A 21,206-nucleotide genomic window follows, 5' to 3' on the forward strand; every position below is an offset into this window, starting at 1 on the left:
ATAAACCTTGATATAACAATGTTTTTATCGGTTACCGTAATCAGTAACCAAGAGTAACTTTTTATTAAATTGAGTAACCGAAAGGTGGTGATGCAATGACATTAAATAAATGGTTAAAACAATTCGTTTATGAAGATTCACCAATCGGAGATTTAGCAAGAGACAACAAGGTAGATCCAACGTTCCCTGATAGTGATTCATATAACGAATTGTATGATTATCTAATTTCACAAAAGGCGAGCGACTTATGTTTACTTTCATTCGATAATGCATGGCGATTATACAAAAACGGAGGAATAAAAATGACATTCAAAAATTGGTTAATAAATTGTTCAGATTACAGTGAATACGGGTGGTTAGCAGTAGATGTTGAAAATGATAGTACATTCCCTAATACCGATAGTTATTTAGATATGATGGTCTATCTGATAGAAAATAGTGCTGGCGAAATGTCTACACGATTATTTAAAGAAGCATGGGAAGAATACGCAATGGAATGCGATAAGGAGGTAACGCAATGAAAAAACTAACTTACTTCGATGGTGAGAAGCTACGCAAAGTAGCAGAAGGACATAACGATGTGGACTATATTAACTTTAATGAAGAAAGCAAAGTAGCAAAAGTAAATTACAACAATGGAATAGTAGTCACAATCACAAGTCCATACATGACAATCGAAGAAACATTCGATGGTGAAGGTGTTATTCAATTTTTAAATGGGATGAACTTCTAATTGAAGCCACAACGCAAATGCAATCACTCTACATGCAGAACATTAATTGACTATGACCAGCAACATTGTGAGCAACATAAACCACGTAACCAACGTAAACAGGAATCTTATTCAGAACGTATGGAGAAGGATGGGCAATATAGACGGTTTTATAATAGTGCAGCATGGCGAAATCTATCATTTCAGCATCGTTTAAAAAATCCAATATGCGAGGAATGTATAAAGGTAGGTTTAGTGGTTAAAGCAGATGTTGTAGATCACGTGATTGAGATTAAAGATGATTGGTCAAAGAGATTAGATGAAAAAAACATACGTAGCTTATGCCATCATCATCATGCGATTAAGACAAAGCAAGAACAGATGAAACGTTTCCTTCAATAAAAAAGAGGGGGCGTTCGTTGTAAGTGCCCTACACCGACTGGGTCGCTTCGTGTGTATAAATCGCCTTTTATAAAGTTGTTTATGATAACTAGATTATTAATAGTAAGTGAAAAGTGTTATACTTTTAATAGAACAGGAGGTTGGGAGAATGGGGAAAAAAATCAAATTAATTGAGCCGACAAAGGGGCACATTTCAAAAGCAGAGCGGTTAGATCGTGAAGCTATGCGAGAAGAATTATTTGAATATCCCGACTTGAATACACAGCCTCCAACATTTTTGACAGGTGAGGCACTGAATGAATGGAATCGAGTTGTGCCTTTATTAAAAAGTGACATACCTATTTCAGAATTAGATTATTCTCTAATAGTTTCTTATTGTGTAGCAGTCGGGACAATAATCGAATGCCAAAATCATATCAAAGACAATGGTGCGATGTTGAAAGATGGGAAATCCAATCCAGCAGTGCGATTACAGTCACAAGCAATGAAGGATATGCGCATGTTGGCAAATTCATTGGGCATGAGTTTAGATTCACGAATGAAGTTAGCATTCAATAAATCCAAAGAAAAGCCTAAGGATGCGTTTGAAAGTTTGATGTTAGATGATTAATTACGCACTAGAATATGCGAACAAAGCCCTCTCTGATGAAATTGTAACGTGTCGAAAGATTAAACAAGCCTGTAGACGATTCATAAGAGATTTAGAGCGTTCGCAAGACGATGATTTCCCTTATTATTTTGACGTAAAACGAGCAAATAAAGCCATTCAATTTGTGGAGTTAATGCCTTCTACAGATGGTACAAAAATTAATGCGCTGCTATATCAAAAATGGATTGTATCGGAGTTATACGGTTGGAAAGAAAAAGGCACAGGCAACAGGCGGTACAATCGAGCCTTTATATCAATGGCACGTAAAAATTCAAAAACATGGTTAGCTTCATCTGTGGGTGGTCTATCATTAATCGCTGAAAATAAACCAGCAGAAAGCCGTCAAATTCTTTTTATAGCAAATGCATTAAAGCAAGCAAAGTTAGGCTATACAATGCTTAAAAATAGCTTGAATAAGATTGTTAGAGAATCGGAATTTATGCGGAATCAATTGAAAATCATGAATCAACAAATTCAACATTTACCATCTAATAGTTTTGCTACAGCTTTATCGAGTGATTTAAGCAGTCTCGATGGATATGCTGGTACAACTATCATAGTCGATGAATATGCGTTACAGAAGAATCGTGACGTGATTGCAACACTCAAAAGTGGTCAACAACAAGAGCCAAACGCTTTACTCGCTATCATTTCAACGGCGGGTGTAAATATAAATTGTCCAATGAAGGAAGATTATGATTTTTTAGCAGATGTATTAGATGGAAAACAAGATGCAGACCGTTATTTTATTGCGATTTACGAACTTGACGATGCCGAAGAAGCAACAACAAATGAAGATATGTGGATTAAAGCAAATCCTATTTTCGAGCATGAGGGAATTAAAAAAACGATGCTTTCAGCAATTCGTGAAGATGTGGAATTAGGTGTAAAGCAAAATAACCTAAATGCGGTACTGGTTAAAAACTTCAACATGTGGCTGCAAGCAAGTGAAGATTCTTATATTGCCGATGAAGATTGGAAAATTAGAGAGGTTGAAGATGTTCCTGATATTCGGGGGCGAGATATTTATATAGGTATCGACCTTTCGAAAACAAATGATCTAACATCAGTAAGCTGGTGTATTCCATTGATTGAAACAGGTCAATTGTATTGTGATAGCCATTCGTGGGTTGGTACTAAGTATGGTTTAACACAAAAAATTAAACGAGATGGCATTAACTATGTAGCACTTGAACAAGAAGGTGAATGTTCTATCACAAAGTTAGCGAGTGGCATTATCGACTACGAGGATATTTTTAATTGGATCATGCAATTTATCCAAGATAACGAATTAAATGTACAAGCGATATGCTACGACAAATGGAACGCTAACACATTGATTACCAAGTTAGAAAAAGAACACCTTCCATTAGTGGAAGTTAGGCAAGGTGTATTCACATTAAACACACCGACCAGGACATTTAGAGAGCAGTTATATGATGGGAATATTGTTCATGCTAAAAATAAGTTATTAACATATGCGGTCAATAATGCGATTTTAAAAATTGATAATAACGGTGTCATTATTAATAAAAATCGAAATAGTGAGCGAATAGATCCAATAGCTGCATTGATGAACGCATACACACAAGCTATGTTCCATTTTGAAGATATAGAGGGGGCGAAAGCGAATAATGAGTTTTACCTTTCTGAAAACTTTAGTTTTTAATCATCTACACACCATTTTGTTATTGCTGGGCATAACATTCATTGTGGCAGCAGTACACATTTTAACAAATATTGGTTACACAGTTTTAACTAGTGGCATATTCATTGTAATTATTTCTCTCTTAATTGAAAGGGGGTGGAAAAATAAATGAGTTTCTTTAAAAGCTTAAACACTGTACAGGCACGTTCAGAGCCTTTTCTAGACCATCTAGTTAGCTTAACGTCAGATGATACAACAATCCAATATACAAGCGTTAGGGCATTGAGAAATAGCGATATTTTTGCAGCAGTAAAAATACTTGCTGGTGATATTGCTTCCAGTGAACTTGTGGGGAATGGGCATATTGTCAAGCTATTGAATAATAAGCCTAACACTTATACAGATAGCTGGCATTTCTTCTTTAGTATAGCAGCCAATGTCTTATTGAATGGTAATGCTTTTGCAGAAATCGAACGAGATTCAAGTGGAAAAGTAATAGCGATTCACCAGCTAACCAATAGTGTAAGCGTAAAGCAATTGGATGATGGCAGCATTATTTATGAAACAACCAATGATGATGGAAAACAGTACAAACTCGATAGTGAGGATATTCTCCATTTCAAATATTTTACGACAGATGGATTAGTTGGATTAAGCCCATTACATGCTTTAAGTGGTGAATTGAAGTTACAAGAAGGTGGCAACAAACTACTATCTGGCTTCTTCAATCGAGGTGTAAACGGTGGTGGTATTTTAAAAGTAAAGAAATCTGATTTAGATGCAACAGCTAAAGAAGCGATTCGAAAGAAATTTGATGAAGCGAATGGCAGCACTGATAAGGCACTTCAAACAATTGTGCTAGATGAAACATTTGAATACACGCCAATTCAGATTAATACGGAGATCCTTAAATTAGTCAATTCTAATGATTGGACAACCAAACAAATCGCTAAAGTATATGGGCTCTCTACAGATCGTTTAGGTGTGGAAGCGAATCATAGTAATACAGAGCAGTCCAACAAAATGTATTTACAAAACACATTAACGCACTATTTAAAAGCATTTGAAGGTGAGCTATTCAATAAACTAGGGGTAGAGATTACCTTCAATGTAGACCGTTTCAATAGTGATACGCAAACCATATTTGAAAATGCGGTGAAGGCAGTGGAAACGTCCATTATGACAATTAATGAAGCACGGCAGAAAATCGGTCTTGATCCTATTGAAAATGGAGATAGATTAATAGAAAAAAATAAAGTCGAAAATGGGGTAAGTCTATGACAAATGAAGAAAAAGAAAAGCGTTTAACTGAAAATGCAGACCTGGAAGCACCGACCAAAGCACAAACAGGAGAAGTAGATTCAGAAAACGCTCAAAATGATGATACACAAGAAGGAAAAGAAACACAAGGTGAAAAGGTTATTAGTGGTTATGCCATTAAATTTGGCGCACCTTCTAAAGATTTAGGTGGCTTCGTAGAGGTCATTACACCTGAAGCGTTAAAAGAAGTAGACCTATCAAATGTAATCTTGCTACATGGCCATGATTACGGTAAGCCATTAGCCAGTGTAAAGGCCGATACGTTAAAGCTAGAAGTTGATGAAATCGGGCTTCGTTTTGAAGCAACTTTACAAGATACAACATATGCAAATGATATTTATAAAAATATACAAGCTGGCATTATTGATTCAATGTCATTCGGTTTTGAAATCGGTGTAGAATCATTTGATAAAAATGAAGATGGGGTTATCACTCGTAGTATCGAAAAAGTGAAAGCTTTACGTGAAATTTCTATAGTGACAGTACCAGCTTATAACGAAAGCAATGTAAAGGTGAATACACGCTCATATGAAGCATGGTTAGATCAAAATACAAATAAAAAGGATGATAAAGATATGGCTAAAACACTATTAAATAATGAAAAAACAGAAACACGTTCATTCGAACAATATATTCGTTCACAGGGGCAAGTACGAGACGGATTAACAACAGTAAATGCAGATGTAGTCATTCCAAAAGATGTTATCGGTGAAGTATTCGATTTAAAACGCCAACGATACAACCTGGCACAATACGCTACAGTGAAAGAAGTTTCAAACGGTCAAGGGAAATATCCAATTGCAACAAATCAAGAAGCTACTCTTGCAACAAAAGCAGAACTAGCACTAATTACAGATGTGGAAGCAGATATGTTTACACAAGTTTCATATAACGTACAAACTCGTGCTGGTAAAATCGCATTATCCAATGAAGTAGTAGAGGATGCAGCAGTTGATATTGTGGGAGAGGTAAAGGCACAACTTGAAAAGCTAGTAGAAAATACCGACAACGCTAATATCATTACGAAACTAAAGGCTTTCACTTTAGTAACGGCAACAGGATTAGATGATTTAAAGAAAGTGAACAATGTTACGCTTGATCCAGCACTTAATAAAACGGTTATCGTCAACCAAGATACATTTAACTTTTTAGATACATTAAAAGATGCAGATGGTCGTTACATCCTTCAACCAGATGTAACAGCAGCAAGTGGTTATTCATTATTCGGTAATCCAGTAGTAGTGATTTCAAACAAATTACTTCCATCTCCACTAGAAGGTACGTATCCAATGATTATGGGGGATATTGCACAAGCAATTTTTGTAGCACGTAGAAACCAAGTAACAACGCAATGGGAACAATTCGACTACTATTCGCAAGGTTTAGCGGTTATTGTCCGTAATGACTACCAAGTAATTGATGCAGACGCAGCACGTTATATCGAAATTACACCAGCTTAATTTGATTCATAAAGGGATGGGCGTTAAGTCTATCCCTATTTTTATAGAAAGGTAGGATTGTTATGAATTTAGTAACTGCAACATTAGAAAACATTAAACTATCTTTGCGTATAGATCAGGGTCATGACGATGAACTAATCATGGCATTACTAGAATCAGCCAAGCAATACGTGAAGGATGCTATTGATAGCACTGATACAAATGGCGTTATTGAGGGGTATAAGCAATACGATTGGGCAGTAAGCCTTTTAACGCAACATTGGTATGATGGACGTTCCGAAACGACTAAAGAACATATTCCCACAACTGTACAAGCGTTATTGCAACAAATGAGGGGGAAATACTATGCTAGCAAGTAATTATAGACACCGTATTAATTTTTATGAATTGGATGAAGGGATTAGTGACAGCGGTTGGCCAACAGAGGAATGGATATTCAAATTTTCACTATGGGCCGGCATTAAAACCCTTAAGGGAACTGAATTTTTTGCTTCTGCAGCACAGCAATACAAAAATTATTATCGCTTTATTGTTCGTTACAACAAAAACGTTCGTGTGCGCCAACAAATTGAATTTGAAGGCGTTCGATATGAAATTGAATCAGTTTTGAATGACGATGAACGAAAGCAAACAATGACTATTATTGCAGTAGCGACAGTGTAAGAGTGTTGGTAGAACAAAATTAGGAGTATAAAATTAAGGACACCCGAATTATTGGGCGTCCTCTTTTTTATTCCATTCAATATTCATACCGATAATATCTGCAATTTCTTTTACTTCACTATATTTTATAGTACCACGTGTAAGCTTATTTGAAATATTTTGCACAGTTGTCTGTTTATCAACAGGTAAATTTTCATTCATTTTATTGACAATATCAGTTATTGTCCATCCAGAAGATGAGATGTAACCTTTAATTTCGTTCTTAATTGTATTAGACATGTTATGCCTCCTTTTTCTTTATTATAGCCAATTATTTCACTTTAATAAATAATTTTATTCAAAAATGAATAAAAAGGATTGCTATTTTATTCACTATGGTTTATTCTTACACTATAACGAATAACAATTATCAAATGGCTATCAATAGTCAGTCGGTGAATGGACGAGAAATAATCGACAATTTGAAAGGATGTGAGGGCAAATGAAAGTTACAGCTAAAGAATGGCGAGTGATGTCTGATCGCAATAAACAATTACTTTTAAAAGCAGTAGCAAACAAATAAAACATATATGGAAGGGAATTGGTGAACATGCAACAGCAAACACATCACACATTAAAAACAGTTGTACAAGAAAATAACCACAGTGCATATGAATTATCTGCACAAATGGTTCAATTAGAGGTTATACAAGGGGCAGTAGCGAGATTACTAGATCGTGTTGACGATATTGTTCACAACGGTTGGAGCAAAGACCGAGGATTAGCTTATATGGCAATAGATGAAATTCGAGATACTGTTCGTTTAATTGATATAGGCTTTTGTCCACTAACAAAAAGCATTGGTGAATCAATAAAAGGAGTAAATAAAACTTCTGACAAATTGTTTGAACTAATTGTTTCTAAAGGCTCGTCAGACGAATCGGGCGATGCAGCTGCCAAACCTGATATGAACAGTGTGGAAGGTTGTAACTACCTTACTATGGAAAACAATGTAAAAATATTTATCAAGGAATTTGGTAGAGAGCCAGAAAGTTTTGAGGAAGTGTTAACGTATATTCAGGAAACAGTAGAGAGAGTTGTGAATAAAAAAAATGAAAATAAAAAAGCCGATGCGCTAACATCGACTCATGAAACATATACTAGATAGTATTTTAACACATAGAAGGGGCTTGCTCAATTTTGAGTAGTCCTTTTTTGACTTCACGAAGGACTTGCTACGGCAAGTAATTATTATAATATCAAAAACTTATTATACATACACACTTCTATTTATGGTAAATTGTAGATAATCATTTTTCGTAAAAGAGTGAATCTAATGAATATAATTCAATTTGATGCATATCATGGTACTAATGAGGATTGTGCCAATGAGATCGTTAAAACTTCTAATTTTATAATTAGTAAAAAAAGAAAAGACCATTGGCTTGGGTACGGTAATTATTTTTTTCGTGATGATCCAGAACAGGCTTTACTTTGGGCAAAAAGTAGATATAAAGATGTGGAAGCCATACATAAAGTTTTAGAAGTGTCGGTAAAATTAAATAGAAAACACTACTTAAACTTAGATTCAAGAAGTGGGATTGAAACTTTAAATAGAATCTGTATAGAGTTGGACATAATTAGGAAGATGCGAATATCAGGGGGTAAGATTAATACACCTGAATTTGCCTGTTTCTTTTTCAGTATGTTGGATCCGGAAATTTATTGGGTGATATTTAGAACGTTCGATGTTAAAACAAAAAGAACCTTACCTATTGTTGATTCATTAGGATTTGAAAGTGGTAATAATTTAGTTACTTTTAATATGCACGGTGCACAGGTATGTGTAAGAAATGATAAAGCAATTCAAAATAATAGCATTTCTCTTTATAATTTTGATACTATAAGTATAAGTAAAGATATTCCAATAGGGCTTATTCATAGGAGGGGAAGACATGGGAAACGGGTTATTAAGTAAAGAAGAAATTTTAGTATTAGCTAAAGATTTTGGTTTTGATGTTTCTTTCGACTCTCCAGAACCTGGCGTATTTGATACTGTAACTGGTGAATTGAGAGACATTTCTAGTCACCTACAATTTGTTTGTGGGGAGTTTCAAATTCTTGAAGATGACAAGGGAATAAATGTTAATGCGATAAGCGTGAAAGCAAAACAAGTTAAAGTACGTAGGTTTGAAGACTTATTTGAAGATTATCATAAATATCCGTGCTTAGATATAGCATAGATAGGAGTTAATTATATGTCTGCAGTATTAGATTTTGAAAAGTTGAAAGTATTTGAAATGGTATATAAAAGTGATTTAAATACTGATTTTGGAGACGAAATATCTCCAATTCTAGGCGTGGAAGTTGCAGTAAAAGACGACGATATTTATTCAGGTTTAGTTAAATTGTCGATTAGGTTTGGTGATGAGAAAGAATTACCTTATTTAAATGTAACTGTTGCTGGGGTTTTTAAATTAAATAGTAAAATTGAACTTACAGAGGAACAAGTTACCGATTATTATGAGATAAACGCTACAGCTATTTTATTCCCATATTTAAGAAGTATTGTGACGGATCTAACGAGTAAAGGTGATGAATCACCTATAGTTTTACCTCCAATAAATGTACATGCTTACATCACAAATCAAAGAAATAAAAATAAATTAAGTAAAGCTTAAAAGTTACTCTATTAATTAGGGTAACTTTTTTTAGTAAAACACAAAGTTGCCCTCGACAACGCTATTTTGAATGGTAACTACAATGTTCATGTTTTGTTCATGTTCATGTTTAAAAATAACCATTCTCGGTGGTTGAAGAAATGCAAAAACGTTGTTATAACAGTCTTTTTATTGTCTATTTCATTGTGTTTTTAAAGGTGTTAAATGGGCGGCATGATGTAAGCCTTTCGTAGCAAAGGTTTACAAAGCTTTAAAGGTTAATGATTTTTCCATTAGAGAGCTTAAATATATGCGTTTTAAGCAATAATGTTATCCTTAAAAATAAAAGGGCTATCACTCATAAAATGTTTTCTAACATTTTATGAGTGGATATTGAAGTAATAAAAGCACATCACAATTGTGGTGTGCTTTTATTATTGAGCCATCAGACAAATCTAACTTTTTTGTGGTATATTTTTCATAAATATGATAAAATTACATTAATTACATAAGGAAAAAGTAGTTAAAATAAATAGGATAAAAGGAGTGTTTTTTGTGAAAAAAAGTTTAATACTAAGTTTTTTGGTAATCTTAGCTTCCTTAATGTTAAATTCGGAAGCTAAAGCAGAATTACCGTTTAGAGATATAACTGAATCAAGTCCAATATATGATGAACTTATTTATTTAGACGAAAGGGGTATATTAGGTGGGGGATATTCGTATATTTGGTATTCTCCGGAGCAACCAGCAGAAAGAAGACAAGCAGTTACAATGATAGCTTTAGCTTTAGGTCTAGATGAAGCCAAAAGAAATACTATTTTTTCAGATATATCTAAAGACCACCATGCAAGTGGATTAATTCAATCTGCTGTTGATAAAGGAATTGTAACTGGATATGGTGATGGAACATTTAAACCATATAATAATTTAACAAGAGGTAATTTTTCATTATTTATTGATAGAGCATTTGGAGAGTATTTACCAAGTGGAACAAATATAGAATTTAAAGATGTACCCAAAACACTTAATTCATACAATGCAATAAAAAAATTATCTGCTGCAGGTATTACAACTGGTTATGGAGATAAAACTTTTAGACCAAATGAAACACTTACAAGAGCTCACTTAGCAATCTTTATGTATAGAACTGTAAAATATTTAGAGGATAGAGGAGTTGTATTTAAGGATTCATCAAATAGTGATTATAAAGATTCTGACATTAAGTGGGGCATGTCGTATGATTCTGTGTACGAACTTGTAAAAAACAATATTACTACTTCTACCAGGAATGCTAGAATTATTACAAATAAAGCAAGGTATGCTTTAACAGGTGAAACATATTATTTATTTGATAAAAATAATAGATTAGATTATTTTTGGCATGAATTTGATTGGAGCAAAGAAGAAAACTTACCAGACACGCTACCTTTGCTTCACAAAATGTATGAGGAAAAAGTAATAGAAGAATTCGGTGTACCATTCTTAACGAATAAGGTCAGCAATTCTAGTTATTTGTCGTATTATTCTGCTTGGGATATGGGTGCATATTATGTAACATTAGAAACTACAAAGAAAGCTGAAGGGGAAGTGACTGTAAAAGTTACTGTTTTTGACAGTCGTAAAGAATTGTGATTTATAGTAAAAGATAGAGTAAACAACTTTAAAGATTAATCGTTTCGCCAATAGAGAGCTTATATATGTATCTAAAATTTGTGTACCTCATTTATAAAGGGCTACCACTCCTCGTAATATTAATAATTATGAGGAGTGGTTTTTCTTTACAATTAAAAACCCTTTTTAATAATATCCCCCTCAATTAACTTGCCCCTTGCAATACTCCAATAACTGAATAATAGTTGTTTTTTTCAAGTATATCACTTTTACATATAATGGGTAATATAGGACTGGTTTGGATATGTAATCATTAAAACTAATTCGTCAATTCAGCATAATGAATGTATACAGCAAAACAATAAGAAAATCTTAAGAATTGGTGCATGCGTTTGTTAAGATTTACTTAGTATTATATCCTTAGACGAATCCTAAAGAGATGGAGGAGTGAATGCAGTGAACATTTTGATATGTGATGATGATAAAGAAATTGTAAGGGCTATTAGTGTTTATTTAGAAAACGAAGGCTATCAAGTATTCAAAGCTTACAATGGTATAGAGGCAATCGAACTTGTTCGAGATCAAGTTATTCATCTAATTATTATGGATATAATGATGCCAAAAATGGATGGCATTACGGCAACAATGAAGATTCGGCAAGATAATATGATTCCGTTAATTATGCTTTCTGCTAAGTCGGAGGATTATGACAAAATACTTGGATTAAATATTGGAGCAGATGATTATATGGGCAAGCCGTTTAATCCATTAGAACTTGTCGCTAGGGTGAAATCGCTGCTAAGAAGGTATACGGCTTTTGGCAGTCTTGAGGTGAGTAGTAATATATTTCAAACGGGTGGTCTTATGATTGACGATGAAAAGAAAGTCATTACCGTTGATAACCAAGCGGTTCATTTAACTCCAGTGCAGTATAAAATTTTAAAGCTTCTTACAGCAAATACGGGGAGAGTATTCACAATCGAAGAGATTTATGAAAAGGTATGGAATGAAAGTGCCATTAATCCAGAAAATACGGTGGCGGTACATATTCGGAAAATTCGAGAGAAAATTGAAATTAATCCGAAAGAGCCGAAGTATTTAAAAGTTGTATGGGGAGTGGGATATAAAGTTGAAAAATATTAGTCATGCACTTATTACGAAAGTTATTGTGTTTCTAATTGCCATCGCTTGTTTAACTGGTACTGCGAAGGTAATTATCAACATGGAATTAAATGAAGTTTATCTTAGTAGTATCAATCAAGACAATTATTTTGAAAGTATAGCATTCGCCGATGAAAGTTATAGCCTTATTAGCTCTTTAGCACAATTAATCGGAACATATAAAAGTGAAGAGTATATTTTAAGTGGTAAGGCACTTACAAAAGAAGAAATGAGAGAAATGGAAGAAGAATTATATAATGATTTCCAATATTCATCTAAATATAATGGGAATTTGAGTGAGGTGGAAAATAGAAAGATATATCAAGAAGCATATGCAGATGATATACAAAGTAAAAAAGAAGAACGCATACGAGAACAAGTACGAGTATTCTATCGTTTACTCAGCGCATTAGATGCATATGACGGAATCGTATATTACGCGAGTGATGGTGAACATGTATTCTCTAATAGTGAACTAAATAAGAAAGAGCAATTTGCATCATTTGGTGCATATATGCAATTTGCGAATTATCAACAAAAGCTTTATCCAAATGAAATGAAAAAAAATAAATACTTAGATTACATTACACAAGATGTTGAAATGTTGAATCCGCAAACAGATGCTATTTATGTGGCATATAAAGAATCTTACTTAGAGCAAAAAATGCAAGAATGGGAAAAAAATAAAGAGGTTGCTAAAAGTTATCTTAATGAATTCATTTTATTTCTGGTAGGGTTTATTGTATCTTTTGTTTATTTAGTAATAGTTATTGGAAGAACTTCATTTAAAGATAAAGAAATGCATTTTTCTGTTATTGATAAACTATATAATGATGTCAATATTGTCATAGTCGCTGGTTTAACAGGGTTGTGGGTGGCAATGATTGTTGAGGTGTTACGTGAAATGAACATTCTTCTCACGGTACCTATTTTTATTATTGCCTTACTAATGATTTTATCGCTTATCAAGCATATTAAAAATAGATCACTACTTCAGCACACTGTTATATATCAAATCTTCAAAAAGATTTTTATTGGGATAAAACATGTTTTCGATAATGGCAGTACGGCTGTGAAAATTGTGCTTCTTGTTATTGGTTATCCTTTAGTAGCTGCGGCGACGTTTTTCATGTTTCCTATTACGCTAGGCTTAGCTGCTTGGTTTGCGTTGAAAAAGGTGAAGTCGTTTAATCGCATTAAAGAGGGCGTCGAGCAAATTAAAAATGGGGACCTTCATCATCGAATTGATATAGATGGAAAAGGAGAGTTTAGCCAACTTGCAGCGAATATTAATAGTATTACAGATGGCTTAAAAAAATCGGTGGATAGTGAGATTAAAAGCGAGCGTTTAAAAACAGAGCTTATTACGAATGTTTCGCATGATATCCGAACGCCTTTAACATCAATTATTACGTATGTCGATTTATTAAAAATAGAAAAAGACCCTGAACTAATTGCTGAATATATAGACGTATTAGATCAAAAATCGAAGAGACTCAAGCACTTAACCGATGATTTATTTGAAGCGGCTAAAGCGTCAAGTGGCAGTATACCTGTGCAGTTAGAACGGATTGATATCGTAGCATTACTAAAGCAAGGGATAGGGGAAATGGGTGAGAAAATTGAAGCGGCATCATTAAACTTTAAGTTAGCCCACCCTACAGAAAAAGTGTATGTGAAAGCTGATGGTAAACTCCTATGGCGCTCCATCGAAAACTTATTCTCGAATATTTTTAAATATGCACTGCCTGCATCGAGGGTATATATTGATGTAGAAGATATAGGAAATGAACTACTCGTAACATTTAAAAATATTTCAGCATATGAATTAAATATTTCCGTAGATGAGCTAATGGAACGTTTTACAAGAGGCGATGAATCAAGATCAAGTCAAGGTAGCGGATTAGGCTTATCGATTGCTGAAAGCCTTATTCACATCCAACACGGTAAATTTTTAGTGCAAGTAGATGGCGATTTATTTAAGGCAATGATTTATTTGCCGAAATTTGAATGATGCAGCAAAGGAATAGGATGCGTAAGTGTATCCTATTCTTTTTTCTGTAATGAATTTTTATTATTCAATAACGACTGCAATAATTTTTTCTTGTTTTTGAAAACTTTGACTTCTGCTAATAAGTTCGTTATAATTCGTTGTGTATAAAAAATGCTTTAAGGAGGATGTTAGAAAATGACACTAAAATTCCCAACTTTGAACCAGTAATTGAATACTGTCAAAGGCTCTGTTTGTGTATGCAGAGTAAATGGAATTAGTCAGTCCTTTTTTAATTATCTTCATTTCATATTGTGAAATTGTTATTTACCAAATTTCATTAATTGTTCCCACTTAGTTGTGAGGGCTAGTTATATGTAATGAAAGAAAGGCGACTTGTTTTTCCTTTCTTTATTTTTGTCTACTTTAACCTTTTATTTGGTTTACCAAAGGTAGGTTTCTTGTTCTTACTGACAACTTAATGAAATATGGATGGTTTTTTCCCTTTACTTTTATGATCACAGGCAGGTGCTTGTGATCTTTTCGTTTTTTAAGCGGGATACAATGATAAAGGTTCTTGTTTTAACTGAGCTTAATTTGCATATGCTCCCGTTTTCCGTTGGGTAGAACAATTGCTATTACTGGGATGGTTGATGAGGTAATGATTTGGGTAAGATTGGTTTTGGATATCATTTTGTTGTTTATTCAATCCTAGGTTAGTTTGATATTAACTAAGAAGGGAGCAATTCTTAATCCAATGTTCTGCTCGATAACGGAATATTTTTAAAAAAGAAAAGTTCACCAAAAAATACATGCTAGTAAGGAGTAATTAAATGGAACAAAATCAATCTATAAAATATGAATTCCTATCACAAGATCCTAACGTTAAAACATTACCGATTATGCTGTCGTTAATTATCGGTGCTTTTTTTGCAGTTTTAAACGAAACATTGTTAAACATTGCATTAACGACATTAATGCATGAGTTCCACATTACTTTGCCAACTGTTCAGTGGATGGCAACAGGGTTTATGCTTGTAATGGGGATAGTTATTCCAATTTCCGCCTTGATGTTACAGTGGTTTACAACAAGGCAATTGTTCATTGGTGTTATGGTCACTTTCACAATTGGAACAATCATTTGTGCAATTGCGCCTAGCTTTCCCGTTTTATTAGTAGGTCGATTAATTCAAGCAATTGGAACAGGGCTATTGATGCCGATTATTTTTAATGTTTTTTTATTATTATATCCACCAGAAAATCGCGGGAAAATAATGGGGATAGTAGGTTTGATTTTTACGTTTGCACCTGCAATCGGACCGACTTTATCTGGTGTTATTGTTGAATATTTAGGCTGGCGCTATTTATTTATTATTGTTATTCCTTTCGCCTTATTTTCAATTGTTTTTGCTTCTAAATATTTAACAAATATTTCGGAGGTCACAAAACCGAAAATTGATGTTCTGTCTATAATCTTTTCAACGATTGGCTTCGGGTCAATTATTTACGGGTTTAGTGCTGCTGGAGAAAAAGGTTTCCTTAGCCCAAGTGTATTTGTGACGATTATTATCGGAATCATTGGTGTTGTATTATTCTCTTTAAGACAGTTTAAGCTAAAAGAGCCTGTTATGAATTTACGAGTATTTAAATATCCAATGTATACACACGCAGTATTAATGTTTTTAATTATTATTATGGCAATGTTTGCATCGGAAATCATTTTACCAATATTTATGCAAGGTCCATTAGCCTTGACTGCAGCAGCGGCAGGACTCGTTCTACTACCTGGGAGCTTGCTAAATGGACTAATGTCTCCATTCATGGGGCAATTGTTCGATAAATTTGGCCCCCGTGTATTGATGATTCCTGCAACACTTGTATTAAGTGGTACAGTCTTTACGTTAAGTAGGTTAACAGCTGAAACACCTATTTGGATAATCGTATTATGCTATATTTTATTAATGCTTAGTGTTTCTGCGATTATGATGCCTGCGCAGACAAATGGTTTAAACCAATTACCTAAATCTTTATATCCACATGGCACTGCGGTTATGACAACTTTGCAGCCTGTTGCAGGTGCAATTGGTGTTGCTGTTTTTATTAGTATTATGAATGCCAGACAAAATCACTTTTTAACAAATGCGACCAATCCGAGTGATCCGGCTACAATTAGCCAAGCTATGGTTGCTGGTGTAGAACTTGTGTATCTTATTGCTTTTGTAATAACGATATTAGCGATTATTTTGTCATTTACGGTTTACCGTGCGGTTCCAAAAGAAATGATTGAAACACAATCAGACTCTAAATCTTGACCAATTTTCTCAGTTAAAAGTAAACATCTGTCTGTTTGAATGGTTGAAGGGTTAAAATGGAAGCTTCTCATTAGTTGTGCAAACTTTTGAGTAGCTTCTTTTTGTGTGCGGATTATTAGCAGCATTTCATATTAAAGAGGGAAGGTTTAAGTAGTGTTATGGAAAATGCGAAGGGCTGAATTAAGTGCCTTTTTTATGACCCTAGCTGTTTAATCTCCTTCAACCTTTAAAACTTCATATTGGAAACCTTGATATACATAGTTTTGTCTCTGGTACATGTCTCTCGGTGTATCTTCGCCATCAGCTACTAAAATAACGATTTTATGAAGAAATTTCTGCATGACATATTGCTGAAGTTGCGTACCTATCCCTTTACGTTGAAAGGCTTCAAGTACAAATAAGTTATCAATTTCAACTGTTGTATTTTCCTCGATAAGCTCCGTAGAACCAACTGGGATGCCGTCATAGTAGGCTAGGAGCTGATGTTTGTGAGAATCATGGAAACGACGTTGTAGTAATGCTTGTTTTTCCGTGGGAAAAGTTTCGCCATATTTCAAATCCTCTTCATACTGTAGTTTTAAAAATACCTCTAAATTGTCTTCTGTCACTGGCTGAACATCAACATGTCGATGCACGCTTGTTGCAAATTGGCTTGGCTCAATTGTATATAATTCTAAAAACCCAATATCATAGTTTTCTTCAGTTAAATAACTGAGAATATCGGCGGAAATCTTCTCGTTAGATGGAAAAATAAATTTTAAGTGCTTTTGATTATATTTTTGATGAAAGGTACGTAGCATCCTTGCCGTTTCTTTAAATGTAGTTAATGAGGGCATCGTTTTAAATAGAATAAAATTACTATCATAACGACTTAGCATCTCTGGATAATGAACATGCTGACAAACTTCATCTTCATAAATGACATGGCCAATTTTTTCGATATGGTCAAAGGTAATGTTGCTCATTGTCAATCTCCTTATTTAATATTTTATAAACTAACCCTAAGTAGGTAAAAATTAAAACTTCTTTGCTGTTAGTGTGAATGCAATGGGGCTTTTTAGCAAGGAAAATTATAGCAGTCTTAATATTTTTGTTGTTTTTCACTATATTATAAATTATTATAGTAATTGAAAATGAAAATCATTATCAATTAAGATTTTAGATAGAGGTGAAATTTTGGATAAACAGGATGTTAGCAGAATAGGCATGGGCAATATTTATTATGTGATTATCCTACTTTTAATAGGTGCCATATTTATATCTGCCGTTTATTCTGTATCAATTGGGCAAGTCAGCATACCCTTCAAGCAAACAATGAGCATTCTATTGCACGCAATGTCCAATGGCAAATTTGGATCGCTTGAAAATGTGGACAGTGAATCCTTTTTGAATATCATTTTACAGGTGAGAATGCCTCGGGTGATTTTTGCCTTACTAATTGGCATAGGACTTGCTTTATGTGGGACTGTTATGCAAGCAGTCGTACAAAATCCACTTGCTGATCCATACATACTTGGTATATCTTCAGGAGCTTCATTAGGAGCGACATTTGCGATTTTAGTAGGGTTTGGCAGCAGTGCATTGTTATCACAGTTTGGTGTAGCTTTCGGAGCATTTGCGGGAGCAATGATTACATCAATGGCAGTGCTTATATTATCGAGTATTGGTGGGAAGGCAACGTCAATAAAACTTGTATTATCAGGTGTTGTCATAGGAGCTTTATGTAGCTCTTTCTCAAGCCTTATTATCTTTTTTGCAAATAATGCGGAAGGTATTAAGACAGTTACTTTTTGGTCAATGGGAAGTTTAGCCTCTGCAAGCTGGGATAAAACACCGATATTAGCGATTGTTATTGTACTGGGAGCCACACTGTTCCTTTTCCAGTATCGTGTGTTAAATACAATGCTATTAGGCGATGAATCAGCTATAACGTTAGGTATCAATTTAAGCGCATACCGAAAATTATATATGATTCTTACTTCTCTTATAACAGGCACAATGGTTGCCTACGCAGGCATGATAGGCTTCGTAGGATTAATTATTCCTCATATTACAAGAGGAATATTTGGTGCAGATCATAAACGATTAATGCTAGGTACATTACTTTTAGGAGGACTATTTATGATTTGGGCAGATGTTTTGTCCAGAACTTTAATTCAAAATGTTGAATTACCTATTGGGATCATTACTTCTGTTATTGGATCACCATTATTTATCTATATGATTGTAAAAAAAGGTTACAACTTCGGAGGGTAGAAAAATGGAATTAGTTGCACAGGAAATGGAAGTTAATTTCGGCAAAAAGGAAATTGTTAAAAATATATCTATACAAGTTAAAAAGCAACAATTTGTGGGCTTAATCGGACCAAACGGATGCGGAAAATCAACTTTATTAAAAAGTATATATAAAAGCCTTGTTCCGCAGAAGGGAATGGTATTTTTAGATAATCTAGATGTTTTAAAAAGCTCAGAGAAAAAGATTTCAAAGCACTTAGGTGTAGTTGGTCAGTTCAATGAAATGCACTTTGATTTAACGGTTCAGCAAATGGTGCTGTTAGGCAGAACACCACATAAAAAAATGCTAGAGTCTGACACACAACAGGATTTTGATATTGTAGAGGAAGCGTTAATGCGAACGAACTTACTAGATTATAAAAATCGTAGTTTTCTATCATTGTCTGGTGGTGAAAAACAACGTGTGATTTTAGCAAGAACAATTGCGCAACAGCCTAAATTTATGATTTTAGATGAACCGACAAATCATTTAGATATTCGCTATCAAATTGAAATTTTATCTTGTGTAAAGGATTTAAACATTGGTGTACTAGCAGCGCTCCATGATTTAGAGATGGCAGCACAGTACTGCGATTATCTTTATGCGGTAAAGGATGGGGAAATTTATGCACATGGTACCCCAGAAGAAGTACTAATACCAGATACAATTGAAGCTTTATATCAAATAAAATGCCAAACATTTATTAATCCTGTGACGAAGGGATTAGGATTTGCATATGGTCTTTAGGAGGATCACAATGAAGAATAAACTATTATTAGGAATTGGTTTAGCAGCTATATTAATGTTAACAGCTTGTGGTAACACTACAAAAAATACAACTGAGGAATCCGAAGCAACAGAGCATTATCCACTGACAATTACAAACTATTCAAAGGCAGAGGGTGGTTCTACTTGGGAAAAGAAAGATCAAGTATTCGATAAGGCACCTGAAAGAATAATGGCCAACACGCGACCAGCGGCAGAATTATTATTGCATTTAGGCTTAGGTGATAAAATTGTTGGTGTTGGTGCAAACTTCGGAGCAGTTGATAAAGCTGTAGAAAATGAGTATTCAAAGTTAAATATTTTAAGTGATGAGTACGTAGGAAAAGAAGTTACATTAGGTACTAATCCAGATTTAGTTTTTGGTCGAGGTGGCTTATTTGATAATGCTGAATGGGGAGTAGGTACAGTTGATTCACTTAATGAATTAGGTGTCAAAACATATGTATTAGAATCATCAGTGACAGGTGGTACGTATGATTCAATTTATAATGATATTGAAAACATCGGTGAAATCTTTAATGTTCAAGACAAAGCAGCGAGCTTTATTAAAGAATTAAAAGATAGACAACAAGACATTTCTTCAAAATTAGAAAGCATTAAAGACGAAAAAACGTTTGCTTATTTGCATACGAACGATCCAAAAGAGCTTTTTGTTTATCCAGCACACGATGAAACGTTTTTTAACGATGCATTCAAAATGGTGAAATTAGATAATATTTTCAAGGATGAGACAGGTGATGTTAGCATTGAAACGTTAATTGCCGCAGATCCAGATGTTTTAATTATTCCAAACTGGGATGGTTCTGATCTAACAAAAGTAAGGGAAGAAATTTATGCGAATCCGAAACTATCTAGTATGAAAGCTATAAAAAATAAGCAGATGTATATTGTAGATTACAATTATATGTTCGGATATGGTTACAACACGATAGATGGAATGGAAGCCCTAGCAAAAGAAATGTACCCAGATTTGTTTAAATAATGGAGATAGTTTTTTGAAAGGGAAACGTTGATTGAGTGCCTGACATTTAGCTTGCATAGGACGACTCCTAAATGGGAAAAATCCACTACTCTTTCCGCGGGCACGACGTAAGCCGCAACCCTCGCTGACGCGCGGCTTGTTGCGTCTTACAACTCGTGCTGTGCCCGCAGGAGTCTACGTAGATTTTTCCTTAGCGTTTCAAAAAATGCAAGGAAATTGTTTGAGTGCCTGGCACCGCGCATCCGTACCTAGTACAGTATCGACTTTTAAATCGGAAAAATCCACTACGCTTTCCGCGGGCACGACGTAAGCCGCAACCCTCGCTGACGCGCGGCTTGTTGCGTCTTACAACTCGTGCTGTGCCCGCAGGAGTCTAGGTGGATTTTTCCTTAGCGTTTCAAAAAATGCAAGGAAATTGTTTGAGTGCCTGGCACCGCGCATCCGTACCTAGTACAGTATCGACTCCTAATGGGAAAAATCCACTACGCTTTCCGCGGGCACGATGTAAGCCACAACCCTCGCTGACGCGCGGCTTGTTGCGTCTTACAACTCGTGCTGTGCCCGCAGGAGTCTAGGTGGATTTTTCCTTAGCGTTT

At 34.6% G+C, this 21,206-nt stretch carries 22 protein-coding genes; 20 read left to right on the forward strand and 2 right to left on the reverse strand.

Annotated features, from left to right (window positions below):
• Positions 1–95: 95 nt before the first annotated feature.
• The 9 genes from NSQ74_RS05985 to NSQ74_RS06025 all read left to right on the forward strand — a co-directional run bounded on the left by NSQ74_RS05985 (position 96) and on the right by NSQ74_RS06025 (position 6,854).
• Positions 96–521, forward strand: coding sequence for a YozE family protein (locus NSQ74_RS05985; RefSeq protein ID WP_340822088.1), 426 nt, complete (start codon positions 96–98; stop codon positions 519–521).
• Positions 518–733, forward strand: coding sequence for a hypothetical protein (locus tag NSQ74_RS05990; protein ID WP_340822090.1), 216 nt, complete (start codon positions 518–520; stop codon positions 731–733). Before NSQ74_RS05985 ends, NSQ74_RS05990 begins: the two co-directional genes overlap by 4 nt.
• A complete protein-coding gene (locus NSQ74_RS05995; RefSeq protein WP_340822091.1) occupies positions 734–1,114 on the forward strand; it encodes an HNH endonuclease in 381 nt (126 codons plus the stop codon).
• A gap of 148 nt (positions 1,115–1,262) precedes the next feature.
• Positions 1,263–1,724, forward strand: a complete 462-nt coding sequence (locus tag NSQ74_RS06000) for a phage terminase small subunit P27 family (RefSeq protein WP_340822093.1) — start codon at positions 1,263–1,265, stop codon at positions 1,722–1,724.
• Positions 1,717–3,432, forward strand: a complete 1,716-nt coding sequence (locus NSQ74_RS06005) for a terminase large subunit (RefSeq protein ID WP_340822095.1) — start codon at positions 1,717–1,719, stop codon at positions 3,430–3,432. The genes NSQ74_RS06000 and NSQ74_RS06005 overlap by 8 nt, the downstream gene beginning before the upstream one ends.
• A 147-nt stretch (positions 3,433–3,579) precedes the next feature.
• Positions 3,580–4,692, forward strand: coding sequence for a phage portal protein (locus tag NSQ74_RS06010; RefSeq protein WP_340822096.1), 1,113 nt, complete (start codon positions 3,580–3,582; stop codon positions 4,690–4,692).
• Positions 4,689–6,191, forward strand: a complete 1,503-nt coding sequence (locus tag NSQ74_RS06015; RefSeq protein WP_340822097.1) for a phage major capsid protein — start codon at positions 4,689–4,691, stop codon at positions 6,189–6,191. The genes NSQ74_RS06010 and NSQ74_RS06015 overlap by 4 nt, the downstream gene beginning before the upstream one ends.
• 62 nt (positions 6,192–6,253) lie before the next feature.
• Positions 6,254–6,550, forward strand: coding sequence for a head-tail connector protein (locus NSQ74_RS06020; protein WP_340822098.1), 297 nt, complete (start codon positions 6,254–6,256; stop codon positions 6,548–6,550).
• Positions 6,537–6,854, forward strand: a complete 318-nt coding sequence (locus NSQ74_RS06025; protein WP_340822100.1) for a phage head closure protein — start codon at positions 6,537–6,539, stop codon at positions 6,852–6,854. Before NSQ74_RS06020 ends, NSQ74_RS06025 begins: the two co-directional genes overlap by 14 nt.
• Positions 6,855–6,902: 48 nt before the next feature.
• Here NSQ74_RS06025 and NSQ74_RS06030 read toward each other — a convergent pair whose 3' ends face one another.
• Complete coding sequence (locus tag NSQ74_RS06030) at positions 6,903–7,133, reverse strand: LLM class flavin-dependent oxidoreductase (RefSeq protein ID WP_340822101.1); 231 nt, start codon at positions 7,131–7,133, stop codon at positions 6,903–6,905.
• A gap of 310 nt (positions 7,134–7,443) precedes the next feature.
• Here NSQ74_RS06030 and NSQ74_RS06035 point away from each other — a divergent pair, with 310 nt between their 5' ends.
• The 8 genes from NSQ74_RS06035 to NSQ74_RS06070 all read left to right on the forward strand — a co-directional run bounded on the left by NSQ74_RS06035 (position 7,444) and on the right by NSQ74_RS06070 (position 16,567).
• Entirely contained in the window at positions 7,444–8,001 is a 558-nt protein-coding gene (locus NSQ74_RS06035) for a hypothetical protein (RefSeq protein ID WP_340822102.1), read from the forward strand.
• A gap of 168 nt (positions 8,002–8,169) precedes the next feature.
• Complete coding sequence (locus tag NSQ74_RS06040; protein WP_340822104.1) at positions 8,170–8,811, forward strand: hypothetical protein; 642 nt, start codon at positions 8,170–8,172, stop codon at positions 8,809–8,811.
• Entirely contained in the window at positions 8,789–9,076 is a 288-nt protein-coding gene (locus tag NSQ74_RS06045) for a hypothetical protein (protein ID WP_340822105.1), read from the forward strand. Before NSQ74_RS06040 ends, NSQ74_RS06045 begins: the two co-directional genes overlap by 23 nt.
• 15 nt (positions 9,077–9,091) lie before the next feature.
• A complete protein-coding gene (locus tag NSQ74_RS06050) occupies positions 9,092–9,514 on the forward strand; it encodes a protein-export chaperone SecB (RefSeq protein WP_340822107.1) in 423 nt (140 codons plus the stop codon).
• 534 nt (positions 9,515–10,048) lie between these two features.
• The gene (locus NSQ74_RS06055; protein WP_340822108.1) at positions 10,049–11,125 is read left to right on the forward strand and encodes an S-layer homology domain-containing protein; all 1,077 of its coding nucleotides are present in this window, start codon (positions 10,049–10,051) and stop codon (positions 11,123–11,125) included.
• A gap of 435 nt (positions 11,126–11,560) precedes the next feature.
• Entirely contained in the window at positions 11,561–12,247 is a 687-nt protein-coding gene (locus tag NSQ74_RS06060; protein WP_340822109.1) for a response regulator transcription factor, read from the forward strand.
• Positions 12,234–14,279, forward strand: a complete 2,046-nt coding sequence (locus NSQ74_RS06065; protein ID WP_340822111.1) for a HAMP domain-containing sensor histidine kinase — start codon at positions 12,234–12,236, stop codon at positions 14,277–14,279. The genes NSQ74_RS06060 and NSQ74_RS06065 overlap by 14 nt, the downstream gene beginning before the upstream one ends.
• An 809-nt stretch (positions 14,280–15,088) precedes the next feature.
• A complete protein-coding gene (locus NSQ74_RS06070; protein WP_340822113.1) occupies positions 15,089–16,567 on the forward strand; it encodes an MDR family MFS transporter in 1,479 nt (492 codons plus the stop codon).
• A 209-nt stretch (positions 16,568–16,776) separates the two neighbouring features.
• Here NSQ74_RS06070 and NSQ74_RS06075 read toward each other — a convergent pair whose 3' ends face one another.
• Positions 16,777–17,532, reverse strand: coding sequence for a GNAT family N-acetyltransferase (locus tag NSQ74_RS06075; RefSeq protein ID WP_340822114.1), 756 nt, complete (start codon positions 17,530–17,532; stop codon positions 16,777–16,779).
• 241 nt (positions 17,533–17,773) lie between these two features.
• Between NSQ74_RS06075 and NSQ74_RS06080 the strand changes: the two genes are divergently transcribed.
• Genes NSQ74_RS06080 through NSQ74_RS06090 form a run of 3 tightly spaced genes read left to right on the forward strand, consistent with a single transcriptional unit; the run spans position 17,774 to position 20,610 of the window.
• Entirely contained in the window at positions 17,774–18,823 is a 1,050-nt protein-coding gene (locus NSQ74_RS06080) for a FecCD family ABC transporter permease (RefSeq protein ID WP_401022375.1), read from the forward strand.
• A 4-nt stretch (positions 18,824–18,827) separates the two neighbouring features.
• Positions 18,828–19,589 carry an ABC transporter ATP-binding protein gene (locus NSQ74_RS06085; protein WP_340822118.1) on the forward strand — a complete coding sequence of 254 codons (762 nt, stop codon included), beginning with the start codon at positions 18,828–18,830 and terminating at the stop codon, positions 19,587–19,589.
• A gap of 10 nt (positions 19,590–19,599) precedes the next feature.
• Complete coding sequence (locus tag NSQ74_RS06090; protein WP_340822120.1) at positions 19,600–20,610, forward strand: ABC transporter substrate-binding protein; 1,011 nt, start codon at positions 19,600–19,602, stop codon at positions 20,608–20,610.
• Positions 20,611–21,206 lie beyond the last annotated feature (596 nt).

This window comes from Lysinibacillus sp. FSL W8-0992, from assembly GCF_038008685.1.
In the GTDB taxonomy this organism is placed as follows: Bacteria; Bacillota; Bacilli; order Bacillales_A; family Planococcaceae; genus Lysinibacillus.